Source organism: Bacteroides sp. D55t1_190419_B8 (assembly GCF_015558905.1).
GTDB classification, from domain to species: domain Bacteria; phylum Bacteroidota; class Bacteroidia; order Bacteroidales; family Bacteroidaceae; genus Bacteroides; species Bacteroides vicugnae.
Genome location: NZ_JADMOU010000001.1, coordinates 257,328 through 277,300, shown reverse-complemented (window position 1 = coordinate 277,300; position 19,973 = coordinate 257,328). Strand labels below are relative to the sequence as shown.

General features: G+C 40.7%; 8 protein-coding genes. 7 read left to right on the top strand and 1 reads right to left on the bottom strand.

What is annotated here, in order from left to right; genetic code table 11:
* The first annotated feature begins 87 nt into the window (after positions 1–87).
* On the top strand, positions 88–4,386 hold the full coding sequence (locus tag I2I13_RS01000) for a two-component regulator propeller domain-containing protein (RefSeq protein WP_195648499.1): 4,299 nt from the start codon (positions 88–90) through the stop codon (positions 4,384–4,386).
* Between the two features lie 21 nt (positions 4,387–4,407).
* Positions 4,408–5,295, top strand: coding sequence for an alpha/beta hydrolase (locus I2I13_RS00995; protein ID WP_195648498.1), 888 nt, complete (start codon positions 4,408–4,410; stop codon positions 5,293–5,295).
* 42 nt (positions 5,296–5,337) lie between these two features.
* Here the strand turns inward: I2I13_RS00995 and I2I13_RS00990 are convergent, their stop codons facing one another.
* Complete coding sequence (locus I2I13_RS00990) at positions 5,338–8,301, bottom strand: sugar-binding domain-containing protein (protein WP_195648497.1); 2,964 nt, start codon at positions 8,299–8,301, stop codon at positions 5,338–5,340.
* 888 nt (positions 8,302–9,189) lie between these two features.
* Between I2I13_RS00990 and I2I13_RS00985 the strand changes: the two genes are divergently transcribed.
* The 5 genes from I2I13_RS00985 (at position 9,190) to I2I13_RS00965 (ending at position 19,874) form a co-directional block, all read left to right on the top strand.
* On the top strand, positions 9,190–10,500 hold the full coding sequence (locus tag I2I13_RS00985; protein WP_148364279.1) for a glycoside hydrolase family 28 protein: 1,311 nt from the start codon (positions 9,190–9,192) through the stop codon (positions 10,498–10,500).
* A 302-nt stretch (positions 10,501–10,802) separates the two neighbouring features.
* Positions 10,803–13,232: a glycoside hydrolase family 88 protein gene (locus I2I13_RS00980; RefSeq protein WP_370540788.1), complete on the top strand. Its 2,430-nt coding sequence runs from the start codon at positions 10,803–10,805 to the stop codon at positions 13,230–13,232.
* Positions 13,233–13,298: 66 nt separating this feature from the next.
* Positions 13,299–14,693, top strand: coding sequence for a sulfatase-like hydrolase/transferase (locus tag I2I13_RS00975; RefSeq protein WP_195648495.1), 1,395 nt, complete (start codon positions 13,299–13,301; stop codon positions 14,691–14,693).
* A gap of 316 nt (positions 14,694–15,009) precedes the next feature.
* Positions 15,010–18,204, top strand: coding sequence for a TonB-dependent receptor (locus I2I13_RS00970; RefSeq protein ID WP_195648663.1), 3,195 nt, complete (start codon positions 15,010–15,012; stop codon positions 18,202–18,204).
* A gap of 17 nt (positions 18,205–18,221) precedes the next feature.
* Positions 18,222–19,874 carry a RagB/SusD family nutrient uptake outer membrane protein gene (locus I2I13_RS00965; RefSeq protein ID WP_195648494.1) on the top strand — a complete coding sequence of 551 codons (1,653 nt, stop codon included), beginning with the start codon at positions 18,222–18,224 and terminating at the stop codon, positions 19,872–19,874.
* The last annotated feature ends 99 nt before the right edge of the window (positions 19,875–19,973 follow it).

Sequence of the window (19,973 nt, the reverse complement as noted above, 5' to 3'; positions counted from 1 at the left end):
TTTAGTAATTAGGTTCGTTGTTTCTTTTATTATCTCAACTATCTTGATTATTTTTGTCCAACATTAATTATTAATCTTGGAATCTATATGATGCAAAGACACCTTTTAATCTTTACCTTTCTTGTTAGTTTTGTGTTGAATGCCTATGGTGCGATAGAGCTTCGTTCTACACAAATGAGAACGAGTGACGGTCTTCCCAATAACTCTATTCGATACATTTATCAGGATAGCAAAGGTTTTTTGTGGCTGGCTACTTTGAACGGATTAAGTCGTTATGACGGCAACTCTTTTCTTACTTTCCGTCCGGAAATCGGTGACAAGGTGTCTTTGGCAGACAACCGTATCTACGATCTGACAGAAGATAAAGATGGCTTTTTGTGGATTTCCACTACACCTGAACTATATAGTTGCTATGATTTGCAACGTGCCCGTTTTGTTGACTATACCGGTTGTGGCGAACTAAGACAGAATTATTCAGGGGTATTTGTAGCTGCTAACGGAGATGTCTGGCTTTCCCATTCGGGAAACGGCTGCCGGAAGATGGTACATCAGAAAAATGGTGAGATGACATCTACCGTATTCAGGACCGAACGTGGAAACCTGCCGGATAACCGGGTGAAATTCGTGAATGAGGACACCAGTGGGCGTATTTGGATCGGCACTCAATGCGGTCTGGTTTCTGTCTCCAACGGGCAATATCGGATAGAAGACCGATTAATCCACTTCACTTCTTCGCTAGCCTATAAGAACGATATGTATTTCCTTACAGCAGATGGAGATATCTATTATTATCAGGAGGCTACTCAAAAAATGCAAAAGTTGGCTTCTCTTGCCACTGTGGCAGGGGCGACATCGCCAACCGGAAATTTCCTGTTGAAAGATAAGTGGGTGATCCTGACTACTACCGGAGTATATACTTATCAATTTGCTACCGGAGAGATGGCCGCAGATCCTCGCTTGAATATTAAAAAGGGAGAATTGATACGTGATAATCGTGGAGATTATTGGATATACAATCATACGGGACGACTTACATATGTGCTTGCCGAAACCGGAGAGAGTAAGGACTTCCAGTTGATTCCCCAGGATAAGATAAGTTATATCGACTTTGAACGTTATCATATCGTCCATGATTCGCGGGGAATTATTTGGATTTCGACCTATGGAAATGGGCTTTTCGCTTATAATACTGCCGAAGATAAACTGGAGCATTTTGTGGCGAACATTAATGACCAGAGTCATATCAGTTCGGATTTCCTGCAATATGTGATGGAAGATCGTGCTGGTGGCATCTGGGTAGCTTCGGAATATTCAGGCTTGTCCCGTATTTCCGTATTGAATGAAGGAACCTCCCGCATCTATCCCGAATCCCGTGATTTGTTCGACCGGTCGAACACCATCCGTATGCTTACTAGAATGTCTAATGGAGATATCTGTGTAGGTACGCGTAAGGGGGGATTATACACTTTTGATTCGAGCCTTCATTCAAAAATGACCAATCAATATTTCCATTCTAATATCTATGCTCTCACCGAAGACAAGCAGGGACGAATGTGGATGGGAACTCGTGGAAATGGTCTCAAAGTGGGGGATACCTGGTATTATAATAATCCTTCTGATTTGACAGCCTTATCCGATAATAACGTTTTTGCCATTTATCGCGACCGTAAAGACCGCATGTGGATAGGAACATTTGGCGGTGGGCTGGAATTGGCTGAACCTACTCCCGACGGTAAATATAAATTCCGTCATTTCTTCCAGCAAACATTCGGGATGAGGATGGTGCGTGTGATAGAAGAAGATGCAAATGGGATGGTGTGGGTAGGAACCAGTGAGGGTATTTGTGTTTTTCATCCGGATTCATTGATTGCAGATGCCGATAATTATCATCTTTTCAGTTATACAAACGGAAAGTTTTGCAGTAATGAAATCAAGTGTATCTACCGGGATACGGAAGGGCGGATGTGGATTGGTACGTCCGGTTCGGGACTGAATCTTTGTGAGCCGCAGGATAACTATTGTTCTTTGAAATATGAACATTACGGAACTTCCGAAGGATTGGTTAACGATGTAATCCAGTCCATTCTGGGAGATAAAAAGGGGAATCTCTGGGTTGCCACCGAATATGGTATTTCCAAATTTAATCCGGCTACCCATTCTTTTGAAAACTATTTCTTTTCTTCCTATACACTGGGAAATGTGTATAGTGAGAATAGCGCCTGTATGCGCGAAGATGGAAAACTGCTTTTTGGCACAAACTACGGATTAATAGTGATCGATCCTGAAAAGATACAGGATAACGAAACTTTCTCCCCGGTTGTTTTCACGGATTTATATGTCAATGGAACGCAGATGAATCCGCAGATGGAGGACTCTCCGTTAAAGCAATCGTTGGCTTATTCGGACGAAATAACCCTGAAGTTTTTTCAGAACTCATTCTTGATAGATTTCTCTACTTTTGATTATTCGGATAGCGGTCATACCAAATATATGTATTGGCTGGAAAATTACGATCAGGGATGGAGTGCTCCTTCTCCTCTGAATTTTGCTTCGTTTAAGTATCTTAATCCGGGAACTTATATACTTCACGTCAAGTCGAGCAATGGAACGGGTGTTTGGAATGATAGCGAGACTACACTGAAAATTGTAATTGTCCCTCCATTCTGGAAAACGACTTGGGCAATGCTGGGTTATGTGCTGTTATTAATCATAGCCTTGTACTTTGCTTTCCGTATCGTTCGTAACTTTAATGGCTTGCGTAACCGCATCAATGTAGAAAAGCAGTTGACAGAATATAAACTGGTGTTTTTTACCAATATCTCTCATGAATTCCGTACTCCGCTTACCTTGATTCAGGGAGCATTGGAGAAGATTCAACGGGTGACTGATATCCCGCGTGAATTGATATATCCGCTGAAAACAATGGATAAGAGCACGCAGCGTATGTTGAGGCTTATCAATCAGTTGCTGGAATTCAGAAAGATGCAGAATAACAAGCTGGCACTCTCTTTAGAGGAAACGGATGTCATCTCTTTCCTTTATGAAATATTTTTGAGCTTCGGAGATGTAGCGGAACAAAAGAATATGAATTTCCGTTTCCTGCCTTCGGTGCCGTCCTATAAAATGTTTATTGATAAAGGAAATTTGGATAAGGTGACTTATAACCTGCTTTCAAATGCCTTTAAATATACTCCTTCGAACGGAACAATTATTCTCTCGGTGAATGTGGACGAAGGGAAGCAAACCTTGCAGATTCAGGTTTCGGATACGGGAGTCGGCATTCCTAAAGAGAAGCAGAACGAATTGTTCAAGCGATTTATGCAGAGTAACTTCTCCGGTGACAGTATCGGTGTAGGGTTGCATTTGAGCCATGAACTAGTTCAGGTACATAAAGGAACGATTGAGTATAAGGATAATGAAGGCGGTGGTTCTGTATTTACCGTATGCATTCCGACGGATAAGACGGTGTATTCGGAGAAAGACTTCCTTGTCCCGGGCAATGTACTGCTGAAAGAGGCGGACGGACATGCGCATCATTTGTTGCAGCTCTCTGAAGAACTTCCTGACTCGGAAAAACTGGCTGTTCCTCTGAATAAACGGAAAGTCTTGATTATTGAAGATGACAATGATATTCGTGAATTCTTGAAAGAGGAAATCGGAGCCTATTTCGAAGTAGAAGTTGCTGCTGACGGTACATCCGGATTTGAGAAGGCACGTACGTATGATGCCGATTTGATTATCTGTGATGTTCTGATGCCGGGAATGACGGGATTTGAGGTAACTAAGAAGCTGAAATCGGATTTTGATACGAGCCATATTCCTATCATTCTGCTGACTGCTTTGAGTTCACCGGAGAAACATCTGGAAGGTATAGAAGCCGGAGCGGATGCTTACATAGCCAAACCGTTTAGTGTAAAATTGTTGTTGGCACGTGTATTCCGCCTGATCGAGCAGCGCGATAAATTGCGTGAGAAGTTCTCCAGTGAACCGGGTATTGTGCGTCCGGCCATGTGTACCACTGACCGGGATAAAGAATTTGCAGATCGGTTGGCTGCTATCCTTGAACAGAACCTCGCCCGGCCTGAATTCTCTATTGATGAGTTTGCACAGATGATGAAGTTGGGACGAACGGTATTTTATCGGAAACTACGTGGAGTAACGGGATATTCGCCTAATGAATATTTACGTGTTGTGCGCATGAAGAAAGCAGCCGAGTTGTTACTGTCGGAAGATAATCTGACGGTTGCAGAAGTCTCCTATAAGGTGGGTATCAGCGATCCTTTCTATTTCAGTAAATGTTTCAAAGCTCAATTCGGAGTAGCACCGTCTGTTTATCAGCGTGGTGTGAATAATAATAGTGATTCTCCGCAGGATTCACAAGAATAAGATTAACTAAAATAGCATAGTATGAAACTGATTTCTTTTTGTAAAATATTACTTTTGAGCAGTTGCTTTACAACTGCTTGTACTTCTATAAATGCACAAGATAAAGTGATGAAAAAACAGAACTCACCTATTGATATAGATTTGTGGCAAAACGGATTGCCCAATACGAATGGGATGGAAGCCCAGGGATATGATGATAAAAAGAATAATTTCAAACCTAGTATCCGGGTGTATCTGCCGGAAGCCTCTCAACAGCCGGCGAAAGCTGTTATTATATGTCCGGGAGGTGGATACGGGCATTTGGCAATGGCTCACGAGGGTTATGACTGGGCACCGTTTTTCAATGAACAGGGAATAGCTGCTATTGTCTTGAAGTACCGTATGCCTAATGGTAACCGGGAAGTTCCCATGTCGGATGCATACGAAGCTATTTGTTATGCGAAAGAACATGCTTCTGAATGGAATATTAATCCTGATTGCATTGGTATCATGGGATTTTCGGCAGGGGGGCATTTGGCCTCTACAGTGGCTACGCATGCTTCCGAAGAACTTCGTCCTGCTTTTCAGATTCTTTTTTATCCGGTAATTTCGATGGAACCTAAATACGGGCATGGTGGATCGTGCAGACAGTTTCTAGGTGAAAGAGCAACGGAGGAATTGAAAAAGGAATTTAGTAATGAGTATCAGGTGGATTCGCTCACACCGAGAGCGTTTATAGCTTTATCCGATGACGACAGGGGTGTGGTACCTATGAATTCTATTCGTTACTATTCTGCTTTGAAAGAAAAGGAGATACCGGCTGCCATATATATTTATCCCAGTGGTGGACACGGATGGGGAATGAAAGATAGTTTTAAATTCCGCAATGAAATGTTGATGGAGCTGAAAGCTTGGCTAATGACTTTTTAGGGGAGGCTATTAAAGCAGTGCTAATACCTGTTGAGAACTAATTTATTTGATTGTTTCGAGAAATTCTACTTCAATGATTCTTAACTGATTTTTGCTACTGCTCTTTTCCTGTTCCATTTTATTGGCAGCTTTGGCTTCTACTTCAATGATCTGTCCGAAAGCATCCTTGTCACTAGTATTTCCTTTCAGGCGAATGGTTATAGTGTTGGCACGTACCGGCTTTTCTACATTGAGATGAATATACCCCAGACTCTTATCTGTATTTCCGTTCCAAATCAGGATGTTTCCGGCATATACTTCCAATGGATAACTGCGTGAACGCCACCCTTGCAATTTGATACATATATCGTCTATTTCGGCTTCTCTCTCCAGTGTATAAGTAATCCAGGCAGTGCTCAACTTACCGTCATTTTTCCATTCCGTCAGTTCGATATCATCATAGCTCTTTTCAGCATCGCTGTTATTGGAACCGGCTTTTGCTGAAACGATGCGTACACCTTTTTTGCTATCTTGGTAAGAAGGGGTAGAAGGAGTCTCACCCCTGTCCAGTTGTCCTTTTAAAGTCTCCTGCGGGAGATAAGTGCTTAAACCTTCAGTAACTTTTACAGGCACTGTTTCCAATGTGAGTGTGGCGGCAAGTAATCCTTTAGCCTGTGCTGTCAGAGTTACTTTTCCGGCAGTGGTTGTGCTACGGATCAGTGCACGGTTGATGCCACATTCTACCGGAAGTTTTGTATCAAGGATATGATTGTTTTCACCTTGAGCAATCCCTCCACGCCATTCTGCTTGACCGTTGAGTGTGAATTGAACCGTACGATTATCCAATGGGCAACGTTTTCCGTCTTTATCTACAACTTCCACCTGTATTAAAGCCATGTCTGCACCATCTCCATGGAATCCTTCGGGATTTTGAATAGCGGTAAGTTTCAGTTTGGCTGGTTCACCGGCTGTATGTATAGCGTAGCGGCTGATTTCTTTTCCTGCTTGATTATAGCTGACTGCTTCCAGTTTACCCGGTTTGAATGTTATGTTGTCAAAAGTAAAGAGGAAATTGTATTGGCGTTTGCCTTTACCCAGAGATTTACCATTCAGGAAAAGTTCCACCTCTTCCCCGGTAGATACCACATGTATGGGTTTTACTGTATTTTCAGGATAATTCCAGTGTCCGATAATGTAGGTCTGGTCTTCTTCCGTATCTACCCATCCGTTCCACATCACCTGATGTGCATAGAAGGCGTCTTTCTCAATACGCATAGCATCTGTCACTCCACTTCTGCGATAGTTTTCCGCTCCCCGGTAATGGGTATTGGTGTCAGAGAAGATAATTTTAGTGCCGCCGGAGCTGACCCTGTTGCCTGTTCCGGGACGCTCACGCCAATAATCATACCAGCGGGCTATCATGGTAATGGCAAATTCATCTTGGTTACGGTTATAATCAGTAGCCGGTTTACCTTTATAAAGCGGACCGTCACCCTCTTTATGGAAAGGATAGCTGTATTCGTCCCAGTATTTTCTTAAACCTTCGTCGCGGCAATATTCGGTAGCCCACATCGGATGATGCTCACTTCGGTTGATATATAGCATTTCGCCGCCGTATTCCGCTTCACGAATATCCAACATTTCACGTGAACCGATAGCACGTCCGCCAAACGGATCATATTTGTCACGAACAGCTTTCATCTCTATCATATGTTCACGGCTGATAGCTTTGTTGCCACATTCGTAGAACAAGATACTCGGGTTGTTGCGGTTATAAATGATTGCATCGCGCATCAGTTCCACCCGTTGCTCCCATTGGCGTCCTTCACGGTCTTTTTCTGCATCTCCGGCAGGCATTGCCTGTATCAGACCTACACGGTCGCAAGATTCTACATCTTGTTTCCATGGAGTGACGTGCATCCAACGAACTAGGTTTGCATTTCCTTTTACCATCAGACCATTAGAGAAGTCGCTCAACCAGGCTGGTACGGACAGACCCACTGCAGGCCATTCATTGCTGGTACGTTGTGCATATCCCTTCATTTGGATAACACGGTCGTTCAATTCTATTTTTCCTTCAGCAAAGCGTGTTTTACGGAATCCGGTGCGGGTGCTGACTTCATCGAATATCTGATTGTTGTCATCTTTCAAGGCAGTTTTTACCGTATACAGGTAACCATATCCCCAACTCCAGAAATGAAGATTATTGATAATGGCGGATGCCTTTACCGTTTTAGTCTCTCCTGCTTTTAAAGTCACTTTATCACCTTGGAAAGTCTTCAATCGTTTGCCATCGGCATCAAGCACAGTCACTTGATAACTGAACTGGCGGGGAGATTTACTGTCGTTTCTGACTTCTGATTCGGCATGAATGGTTGCTTTATGCCCTTTTATATCGAAATCTTTGGCGTACACATAAACACCTGTTGTTTTCAGGTTTCTGTATAAGGGAAGAGTTTGATATACATTATCGGTAACGTACAGAAATACATTTTTGGGGATACCGCCATAGTTAGCATTGAAATTGCGGTCGTTCCACTGAAATTTGGAGTTGGTTCCCTCTTCTCTGTACATCCAGTTGTTATCGGTGCGAACGGCAATTACGTTTTCACCCTCCTTCATATATGGAGTCAGGTCGAATCCCACTGCCATTACGCCATTTTCGTGTCTGCCCAGATTATGACCGTTGAGATAGAAGTCTCCACGTTGACGTACTCCTTCGAACTCGATAAATACTTTCTGGTTACTTTTCAGTTCCGGAATCCGGAAACTTTTGCGATACCACACCACTGTGTCTGTCAATTGTTCGATGGAGAGTTTAAATGCTTCATCTTCATTGAAAGCATGAGGCAAAGTTACTTGCTTCCATTCACTGTCGTCGAATTTAGTGTCTTTGGCTTTAGGAAATTCTCCTATTTGCAGCTTCCATTCACTGTTGAAGTTGTATTTTTTGCGTTCGGCCGCCTGACTGTTGATAATAGACAGTGTGATCAGCAGAAAAACGAAAAGATATAATTGGTGTTTCATGATAATCAATAATATATTTATTCACTCGCAAAATTACTTCTTTTTTGAATGTATGAAATGGAGAAATGTACAAAGATTATATACAATTGTGCACCTTTTGAAATTAATTTAAAAATAATTCTTCTTATGGGCGGGATGCTCTTGACAAAACCTTTTTTATGTTGTATATTTGTGGATGTTAATATCAATGGGTAAAAGGTAGTATTATAAAAAGAATGAAAAAGAAACCGGTACAATATGATGACAATATATTAGGAAATTCTTGCAGTAGTTAAACTGTGAGAGTTTTCGTATAAGCCAAAGGCTGCGAATCTTTATGGGATTTGCAGCCTTTTTTGTTGCAAAAAATCATGGCTGTGTTCTTAGATCCGGAATTTATAGTTTATAATAAACTTGGATAGCGTTTATAATAAACTCCTCAATAATTTATTAAGAACGGTGAAGAGGATTATGAAAGATGAGTCAGTTTTTTTCTTCTTTGGTATAATACGAAATATAACTTGATTGGGGATTTCTTATGAAAAGTAAATGATATAAACATTGTTGTTGAAAAATTATATTCTTTACGTACGATATTACAGTTTCTGTGACTACGAGATAATATTCTGCCGGGGAATTAATCTCCAAACGTCGATATAAGAAAAAAGTCTATTTGTAGCGTGTCTTCTTTTATAAAGAGGATGCGCTTTTTATTTAAGAGACGGAGAAACTGTACTGATTTTAGGTATGTAGAAAAGTGCATCCGGATATGGAATATTGTATACGAATAAGTAGTATTTGAGGCTTTTGCATGGAACTCCATAAGAAAATCAATATCTCCATATCCTTAAGCTTGGGGTGAATGGGCAGATGCGGTACTTTTGCAGAAAAAGTAATAAGCAGTAGAAAATGATAAAGTCAGCAATTTTAATAGTAGCGGCATGTTGTAGCTTACAACTATTTAGTCAGGAGAAATTTCCCGATGGTAAAATGATACCGGATTGGTTTTACCAAAATGAGAAAACTGATATCAGTATAATGGGAAAGAAATTTTTGATTACAGATTATGGAGTAGTGAATGATAGTACACTACTACAAACTGAAAAGATTCAGGCTGTTATAGATTTGGCATCCGACAATGGTGGGGGAGTTGTTGTCATTCCGGAGGGCACTTATCTTAGTGGCGCACTTTTCTTCAAACCGGGAACACATTTACATCTGGAATCAAAGGCTATATTAAAAGGTAGTGATGATATTAGCAACTTTCCTGTAATAGAAACACGGATGGAAGGACAGAATCTGAAATACTTTTCTGCCTTGATTAATGTTGATAAGATTGATGGTTTTACTCTTTCCGGGAAAGGAACGATTGATGGAAACGGTGAGCGATACTGGAAATCATTCTGGTTGCGGCGGCGGGTTATTCCTAAATGTACTAATATGGATGAATTACGTCCCCGTTTGCTTCATATATCCCATAGTAATAACGTACAGATTTCTGATGTACGGCTGGTGAACTCTCCATTTTGGACGACTCACATTTATAAGTGTGATAGTGTAAAACTCTTGGATTTACATATCTATTCTCCCTCTTCCCCTGTAAAAGCTCCCAGCACAGATGCTATTGATATTGATGCATGTAAAAATGTACTGGTTAAGGGATGTTATATGTCTGTCAACGATGATGCGATTGCTTTAAAAGGCGGGAAAGGACCCTGGGCGGATCAAGATCCCGATAATGGTGGCAATTGTGATATTATTATTGAAGACTGTACTTTCGGATTTTGTCACGGAGTGCTGACTTGTGGAAGTGAGTCAATCTATAATCATAATATAATTCTCCGGCGTTGTGATTTGGATCAGGCTAAACGCCTTTTATGGCTGAAAATGCGTCCGGATACTCCTCAACAATATAAGTACATCTTGGTTGAAGACGTAAAAGGGAATGTTCGCAATTGTATCTTTATTGCTCCATGGACACAGTTTTATGATCTGAAAGATCGCAAAGATATGCCGGTCTCATATTCCAGCTATATAACGATGCGTAATATTCACCTGGATTGCGATTCCTTTTTTGCTGTAGAGAAATCAAATCAGTACAAATTATCCAATTTCTGTTTCGACAATCTGGCTATCAAGGCGAAAAAGGATGTGAAGATAGATGAAAACATAATTGATTCACTCATCATAAGAAAGGTTGAAATAACTAAGGTGAATTAAAAAAGAATGGCAGAAAGACTGGAAAATTGTACATAGACTGTAAAATCGTACAAAAACGACGTCTGATAGGCTGTACGCATATGAATTTACATAAGAAAGTCGAATTCTCCATATTCCTTTCCTTTAATTCTGCCATGTAATACGCTATCTTTGACATGTGCTTATTTAGTAAAACATTGAATCTAAAACTATAAAATACAATGAAATTCTGTAGAATTATTTTTTGTCTGTGGCTATTGATCTGTTTTTTCCCTTTGGGAATTTATGCAGATATACAACTTCCCTCTATATTATCAGATAATATGGTACTTCAGCAAAATGCGAAAGTACGTTTCTGGGGAAAAGCACGTCCCGGAGAGAAGATTCAGGTAAAAACTTCGTGGGATCATAAGAAATATAAGGTGGTTGCTTCAGAAAGCGGTCATTGGGAATTGATGATACAAACACCGGTAGCCACTTCCGGACAGTCTGTGATATTGAAAGGCGATAATAAGATTCATATCAATAATGTATTAATAGGTGAAGTTTGGCTTTGTACCGGACAGTCAAATATGGAATTTCCAGTAGCTCGTAATCCGCAAGTGAAATGGAAAACAGGAATGCTGTATGAAGCGGAGGAAATGAAAGATGCTGATTTTCCGGAAATCCGTCTGTTTCATGTAGAGCATCAGATGGCGCCTGATGGTGAAAAAGAGGATTGTACAGGGAAGTGGGTGGTTTGTAGTCCGGAGAATCTGAAAGACTTTTCTGCTATAGGATTTGTCTTTGGGCGTAAATTGCATAAGGAATTGAGTACACCGGTTGGTTTAATTCAGTCTACTTGGGGAGGAACACATGCCGAATCCTGGACAAGCATGAAAGTGATGGAAAACAATCCGCTGTATGCCGATGTCTTAAAACAATATTCAAAGGAAAAGGTGAGTAGGGAAAAAGATAAGTGCAAGGTTCCGGCTACATTGTGGAATGGTATGATTGCTCCTATAGTAGGGTATACTGTAAAAGGGAATATCTGGTATCAGGGAGAGTCCAACTCTGTTCGTTATGAGAAATATCAGGAGGTATTTACTAACTTGATAAATAGTTGGCGGAAAGAGTGGAATCAGCCGGATATGCCATTCTATTTTGTACAGATTGCACCACATTACAAACAACCGGCAGGTATTCGTGAAGCACAATTGAAAACATGGTTAGGTGGACTTGAGAACATTGGTATGGCAGTAGTGACGGATGCAGCCGATTCTACAGACATACATCCACGAAATAAAGTTGCACCGGGCGAACGGCTGGCAGCTTGGGCATTAGCAAAGCAATATGGTAAAAAGATTGTTTATTCAGGACCTCTCTACAAATCAATGAAAGTGAATGGGAGAGAAATTACATTAGATTTTGAATTTGCGGAAGGTGGCCTGCAGACACCCGGCAATGAACCGGTAAAAGGATTTTTTATTGCTGGCAATGATGCGCGGTTTTATCCGGCTGAAGCCGTAATTGATGGAAGTTCGATAACGCTTTCTTCAACTTATGTCTCTGTACCTGTAGCTGTACGCTACGGTTATGGGACTTTCTTTAGAGTAAATCTGTTTAATAAAGCCGGACTTCCGGCAGTTCCTTTCCGTACAGATTCTTTTGCTTCCGACACTTATTATCGTCTGTTTGCCGATTCGGAAATTCGCCGTTTCCCGAAAGCGTGGCAACTGGATCATGGAAAACGCCTGTATTTTGGTTATGCGCAAGGAGTAGGTTGTTGTGCGATGTTACAAGTTTGGAAGAAAACAGGAGACCGTAGGTACTTTGATTATGTAGAGGCATGGGCTGATTCTTTGGTAGACGACAAAGGAGAGATTCATTTATATAAGAAAGAAACCTATAATCTGGATTATATAAATTCCGGAAAAGTTCTGTTTGATTTGTACAAGGAAACCAAAAAGGAGAAATATAAATTGGCTATCGAGAATTTGATAGATCAGCTAAAAAAACAACCTCGTACAACAGATGGAGGTTTTTGGCATAAAAAAATATATCCTTATCAGATGTGGTTGGATGGATTGTATATGGCTTCTCCTTTTATGGCTAGATATGGAGCTGAATTTAATCGTCCGGAATGGATTGATGAGGCTGTTAAACAGTTCACTCTCTGCCATCAGCATACATACGATACCAAGACCGGACTTTATTATCATGCATGGAATGAGGACCGTAGCCAGCGCTGGGCTGATCCGGAAACTGGCCATTCTCCTAATTTCTGGGGACGTAGTATCGGTTGGTGGTTTATGGCTTTGGTAGATGCTTTGGAATATATTCCCCAAGATCATTCAGGCTATGCTGATATGATTAAATGGACGAAGGAATTAGCAGAAACCCTTTCAAAATATCAAGATAAAAATGGTTTATGGTATCAGGTAATTGACCAACCTTCACGTACCGATAATTTCCCGGAAGCTTCTGTTACGGCGCAATGTATGTATGCCTATATGAAAGCTGTGAATAAAGGATACATTGATAGTCAGTATCGCGCCATTGCAGAAAAGGCTTTTAAAGGTCTGTGTGATAAACTACTGATTTCCAATCCGGACGGAACATTGACATTAACCAAATGTTGCCAAGTAGGTGGATTAGGTGGTAAGCCTTATCGGGATGGTAGTTTTGAATATTATATAGGAGAGAAAATGAGAGATAATGATGCGAAAGCGACAGGACCTTTCATTATGGGTTGTATTGAACTGAACAAATAATAAGGTTTAGTGTGAATAATAATTTCTATGTACTGATCATAAATTAATTTGTAAATGCAATATATCATGAATAGAAGAAAAATTCTTTCACCGTTTTACACGGTAGCGATGCTTACTGCCACTACGTCAGTTGCTGCACAGTCGCAGTTCGTAGAACATAAAGAGAAGCCTAATATCATCTTCATACTCGCTGATGATATGGGATATTGTGATTTGGCATGCTATGGAAATAAGTACATCAAAACTCCTAATATAGATAAACTTGCTGCTACAGGAACCACTTTTACTCAATGTTATGCGGGTTCTGGCATAAGTTCACCTTCACGCTGCGCCCTTATGACAGGCCGTAATACTGGAAATACTACTATCCGTGACAATTTTTGTAATGCGGGTGGAATAGAAGGACTTAAAGGCACAAAACCTATTCGACGTATGCACTTGATGCCCAATGACACTACTATTGCTACCGTACTTAGTGCTGCCGGCTATCGCACGTGTCTAGTCAATAAATGGCATCTTGACGGTTTTAATTCTGAAGCCACTCCACTGAACCGTGGTTTTCATGAATTTTACGGGTGGCTCATCAGCACTGCCTATTCCAATGACCCCTATTATTATCCATATTGGCGATTTAATAACCGTAAAATTGAAAACATAAAAGAGAATGAATTGGATCGTCATATAAAACATAATACTGACCTATCTACCGATGATGCGATAAAATTTATTCATCGCAATCAGTCCAATCCTTTTTTCCTATATCTTGCTTATGACGCTCCTCATGAGCCTTATATCATTGATGACACTGTATGGTATGACGAGGAAGATTGGAATATGAATACCAAACGTTATGCTGCCCTTATCACTCACATGGATCGGGCCATTGGACGTTTGCTTGCCGAACTTGACAGATTGGGATTGCGTGAGAATACACTTGTTATTTTCGCTTCCGATAACGGGGCTGCTAAGCAGGCACCTCTTGCTGAACTTAATTGTCAAGGGAGCCTTAAAGGTATAAAAGGCCAGCTTTACGAGGGTGGAATTCGTATCCCTTTCATTGTCAATCAACCGGGTAAAGTTTCTGTTCGTAAATTAGACAATATTGTATATTTCCCAGACGTGATGCCTACATTGGCGGCATTGGGAGACGCTACGGATAAATTACCTCAAAAACTCAATGGCATCAATATATTGCCTCTTTTTTATGGTGGTCAAGTAGATACGGACAATCGTCTGTTGTATTGGGAGTTCCCTGGTAAGCAACGTGCTGCTCGCCGCGGTGATTGGAAAGTGGTTGCGATTAAAAAGGATGCGCCTTTGGAATTGTACAATATAAGGGAAGATATGACTGAATCAGTCAATTTGGCTGATAAGTATCCTGAAATGGTGACTGAATTTGAAAAGGAAATGAAAAAGATGCATATACCTACTCCCAATTGGCCCTTGCCGGGGGAGTTTTGACGTTTCTGTTTTTTTGAATGGACCATTTTGCATTATGGGTGGACTAAGAAACTAGTATTATCAGTGATTTGGCTATAAGGCTTTCCTGTCCTATTGTCTCTAAGTACTACCCTGATGAAATGAAGTTCATAATCTATGAAAAATTACACAGAAGGCAAGAATACTGTATATCGATTTTTGACTAATGAATTGGATAATTATCAATTAAAACCGGATATTGACGAGCAACAAAGATTGTTCTAAACTATTCCGAACATTAATGAATCAAATATATTAATAACTTATGAAAATTTCACAAAAAAGAATGTGCTTGTTAATGCTTTTGTTAGTAAGCTTTCATTTAAACATTCTTGCACAAGAAAAGACAATCACAGGTACTGTCTTTGATAAAGCAGGAGAGACTGTCATTGGTGCAAGCATTTTGGTTAAAGGAACTGTTAATGGTATTATCACTGATGTTGATGGTGGATTTACATTGAATAATGTTCCGGATGATGCAATTTTGCAGATTAGTTTTGTGGGTTATAAGCCTCAAAATGTTGCAGTGAAAGGACAGAGTCATCTTAAGATCATTCTGGAAGAAGATACGGAAGTCTTGGATGAAGTTGTAGTGATTGGTTATGGCTCTGTAAGAAAGAGCTCTTTGACCGGTGCTGTGGCAAAAATGGACAAGAAGGGAATACAAGATCGTCCGTTGGCCAGACCTGAAACGGCATTACAAGGGCAACTTGCCGGTGTAACCGTTCGGACAACAAATGGAGAGCCGGGTGCGGATATGCAGATTCGTGTACGTGGCGCAGCTTCTGTGAATGCGAATTCAGATCCCTTGTACGTTGTAGATGGAGTTCCCTTGAATACATTAAGTGGTATAAATCCTGCGGATATTGCCTCCATTGAAGTTTTGAAGGATGCGGCTTCTTCTGCGATTTATGGTTCCCGTGGTTCGAATGGAGTTGTTATTGTAACTACTCAAAAGGGAAATGTCGGTAAGCCAAAAGTCTCTTTTAATGCGAGTGTAGGTTTTCAAACACTGGAAAAGAAAATAGATTTATTGAGTGCTGCCGAATGGATGGAATTCCGTACAAAATGGAACGATGCTAATTATTTGGCGACAGCCCAAAAGAAAGGTATTGCTAATGCAAGTGTCAGGGACGATAATGCTACCCGTCTGGCTAATGTGGGAATTAAAGCAGGCACAGACGACTCTTATCTATATATTCTTGATAACCGCTGGTTTAATTATCTAAGTGAGGATATGAAGGCTTCGCATACTTATACTACGACTCCGGAGAAACTTAGCTTGTTGGATTGGCAGGATGAAGTGTATCGTCTGGCTGTTATTCAAGATTATAGTTTGAGTGTTTCCGGTGCAACTGACAATGTCAATTATTTGTTTTCTGGTGGTTATTTAAGCCAGGAAGGTTTGGCGACGGGGACAGATTATGAACGCTTTTCTTTCCGTGCCAATGTGGAATCCAAGATTAATAAGTATTTTTCTATCGGAATGAACTTGGCACCCACTTATATAGTTACGAATGGCTCGGGACGTGCTAACGGTAAAGACTCTCAGGCTCATAAGACATTGTCTTCTTGCCCGGTTTCAGAACCGGGAGTCGGTTACATGACTTATGTTCAGCCTAACGATCGCTACGGATGGGCAGATACGACTTCAAGTCCCAGCTATATCTTGAATACGGATATAAATCAGAATCGTACATTACGTATGGTTGGAAATGCATTTTTACGTATAACTCCGTTTCAGGATTTCCGTATTGAGTTGTCTGCAGCTGCCAATTATTATGATGTGGATGGTAATAAATATTCTTTTTCTAGTTCAGGAAAAAGTTGGGCGAAAGGTGAAGGGCAGTCTTCTTCCGGAAGCCATTCAACAAGTCGTATCTGGAGCACTTTGTTACAGGCTGTAGCTAACTATGATCATACATTTGGCAAACATGGGGTAAGTGCCATGCTTGGTTTTTCTTCTGAGCAATCCTCTTTGGGATATAAAACTGAACAAGGCTTTAAGGGTCCTTTCCCTAACGATGCCATTATCGGTTCGTTTGATGGTTCGAAAGTAGCGGTCGGCACCAATACGGTGACTGAACAGACTCCCAATAAATTACTTTCTACGTTCGGGCGTTTGCAGTATAATTATGACGATCGTTATATGGTTTCCGGTAGCTTGCGCTTTGACGGTGGCTCTGTTTTCGGTGCCAATAATAAGTGGGGAGTGTTTCCTGCAGTATCTGGTGGTTGGATCGTTTCTAATGAAAAATTCTTTAAGAATTGGGAACAGAAATGGTGGAATACTTTGAAAGTCAGGGGTAGCTATGGTGTGACGGGTAACAACTCTATTAGCAATACTGCGGCTTATGCTACTTTGGCGTCTGCTGTTTATGGTGGTGCGTCGGGTTTCTATACAAACAGCTTGGGTAATCCTGATTTGGGTTGGGAAAAAACGCATAGTACGGACATTGCTGTTGATTTGGGCTTCTTGAATAATCGTATTCAATTGTCTTTGGACTGGTACACAAAAAATACGACAGATTTGTTGTATCAAGTTCCAGTAGAAGGAGCATCTGGTTTCAGCACCATTTGGGATAACTTAGGTGATATCCATAATGAAGGTTTTGAAATAGAATTGAATACTCACAACCTGACCGGTACTTTTAAATGGGATACCTCATTCAATATGTCCTATAACAAGAATGAAGTCAAGAAACTGGGCACGGATAATACTCCGATTTTCTCCGGATTCTCCGGCAGCAATTATTCCAATATCTTGACTGTAGGTAAGGCTGTTAATACATATTATATGTATGAGGCTGTCGGGGTATGGAAAAATCAGGCAGAAATAGATGCTTATAGTGCGGATCATGATGGAAAGCCTGTAACCTTCGAAGGTAAGAAAATCCAACCGGGTGACATTCGCTACAGAGATGTTAATAATGACGGTAAGTATGATAAAGATAATGACAGAGACTATTTGGGAAGTCCGACACCTAAGTTTGTATTCGGTATGACTAACCGATTTTCTTATAAGAACTTTGATGTATCAATATTATTGACAGCACAAACCGGCGGTAAGATTTATGGTATCTTGGGACGTGCCATCGACCGTCCGAGTATGGGGGCTAAATCCAATATAATGGGGCATTGGAGAGATGCGTGGTGGTCTGAGGACGAACTGGGTAATGGCTCTGTTCCTTATATCTTGAGTCAGACGACTGGTACAACATTGGATTCCCGTTGGCTGTATTCTTCCAATTATCTACGTATCAAGAATCTTACTGTAGGATATAAGTTGCCTATTAATCCTAGATTCATCTCGTTTGCACGTGTGTATTTGTCTATAGAAAACTTGGCAAAATGGGATAATTACTATGGTGGTTATTCTCCAGAGGCGGCTAATGTGGGTTCTGGCCCCGGCGGAGCCAGCGCATTGGGGCTGGACTATGGTGGTTATCCTAGCGCCCGTACATTTACACTTGGTATAAACGTTAATTTCTAATCCTTAAAATGAAGATTATGTTTAAATTTTTAAATATATTGTATATAAGCACATTGGCGTTGACTATTTTTTCTTGTGATGATTATTTAGACACTCCACCTGTGGATAAATTGACCTCGAACGGATTTTATCAGACACAGGCTCAGGCGGAACAGGGAGTTTTAGGGATTTACACAGATTTGCGTCAGGCGTCCAATTGCGAGTATTGGTTTATGTCTGAATGCCGTTCTGACGCTGCGTGGGTAGAGCCTAATCCGGATGCTTTCCGTGAATATTCTGAAATCGGAACATTCAGGGCTACAGATGATATGGCGATGTTCAATGACACATGGAATATGTGGTATAAGGTGATTTACGATGCTAATGTTGCCATTTCAAAGATTCCAAATACTTCTTTTACTTCGGAAACACTTAAGACTCAATTAGTGAATGAAGCTTATTTTTTAAGGGGATGGGCGTATTTTGAATTGACCCGTTTATTCGGATATGTACCTGTGATAGACAAACCGATGTCACCGGCAGAAATAAAATCCGTAAAGCAGTCGGCACCACAGGATGTGATTAATAACCGCGTGCTTCCAGATTTGAAAAATGCGGAAAATTTGCCTTATAAAGACGATATGAAAGATGCCAACGGTGCAAATATCAGTAAAAAAGGACGTGCCGATAAAATGGCGGCGAAAGCTATGTTGGCGCGTGTGTACATGACATTGGTCGGTTATCCGTATAATGATTCCAATGCAAAAGCTTTGGCGAAAATGCAATTGGAGAGTATTTTGAACGACTCGCATGCCACCGATTATTGGGCTCCGTCATTGGAAGAGTGGCGGAAGCAATGGATGCCAACCGACGCATATTATAACAAATATTCCATTTTTTCTATTCAATATCGAACGGGCGGTACAGGTAATCCAGCTATATTCAATATGCTTCCCGTTAAAATTGTTCCGATTAATTGGTCAAAAAACTATAATTTCTCGCTGAATAATATTTATGTGGAAAAGACGTTGATGCACGAATTTGACCGTGAATACTCAAATGGAAAGAAAGATGGGCGTGGGTATAATTTTGGTGTGATGTCTGGGTTTGAGGCTGACGCGGTGGCTCCTGCTTATCAGAGTCCGTCCGAAACGATGACTTTTGAGGATGGAACCACTTGTGAGGTATATACTAAAGCTATGTTCTATAAATTTATACCTACCCATGTGAAAATTGAGGGGCTTGGTATGTCTTTTGATGCGGAGAGTGGCATGAAAAAGTATGATGATTGGGGTGTGAATCTTCCCATTATTCGTATTGAAGATATGCAACTTTTATATGCGGAATTGTTGGCCGGTGAAGGTGATATGAAAAATGCTATGAAGATTGTTAATAAGATACGGACAAGAGCTAATTGTGATGCGTTACCTGAAACAGGCATTAGCGAGGAAGATGCCATGAATTACATCAAACGTGAACGTAAGATTGAATTTATGGGTGAAGGTGTCCGTTGGTTCGACCAAGTTCGCTATGGTACATGGAAATCGGATACGGAAGAGAAATTTGATCGTTATAATTTTTCGGAGCTGAAAACTTATCTTAAAGACGGGCGACATATTTATCCGATTCCGATGAATCAGTTAAATGTTACCCCCGGACTTTATGAGCAGAATGAAGGGTATAGGAATTGATGCGTTGGAATAGGAAAAATACTAATGTAAAAGTAGTGAGTACTCAATAAAAATTAGGTTGTATTCAAATGAAATCCCCATGAGATAAAAAAACTCGCT

Excerpts from the sequence above, each read along its gene's own strand:
- I2I13_RS00965 (WP_195648494.1), top strand. The coding sequence starts at position 18,222 with ATGTTTAAATTTTTAAATATATTGTATATAAGCACATTGGCGTTGACT.
- I2I13_RS01000 (WP_195648499.1), top strand. The coding sequence starts at position 88 with ATGATGCAAAGACACCTTTTAATCTTTACCTTTCTTGTTAGTTTTGTG.
- I2I13_RS00990 (WP_195648497.1), bottom strand. The coding sequence starts at position 8,301 with ATGAAACACCAATTATATCTTTTCGTTTTTCTGCTGATCACACTGTCT.
- I2I13_RS00980 (WP_370540788.1), top strand. The coding sequence starts at position 10,803 with ATGGTACTTCAGCAAAATGCGAAAGTACGTTTCTGGGGAAAAGCACGT.
- I2I13_RS00970 (WP_195648663.1), top strand. The coding sequence starts at position 15,010 with ATGCTTTTGTTAGTAAGCTTTCATTTAAACATTCTTGCACAAGAAAAG.
- I2I13_RS00985 (WP_148364279.1), top strand. The coding sequence starts at position 9,190 with ATGATAAAGTCAGCAATTTTAATAGTAGCGGCATGTTGTAGCTTACAA.
- I2I13_RS00995 (WP_195648498.1), top strand. The coding sequence starts at position 4,408 with ATGAAACTGATTTCTTTTTGTAAAATATTACTTTTGAGCAGTTGCTTT.
- I2I13_RS00975 (WP_195648495.1), top strand. The coding sequence starts at position 13,299 with ATGAATAGAAGAAAAATTCTTTCACCGTTTTACACGGTAGCGATGCTT.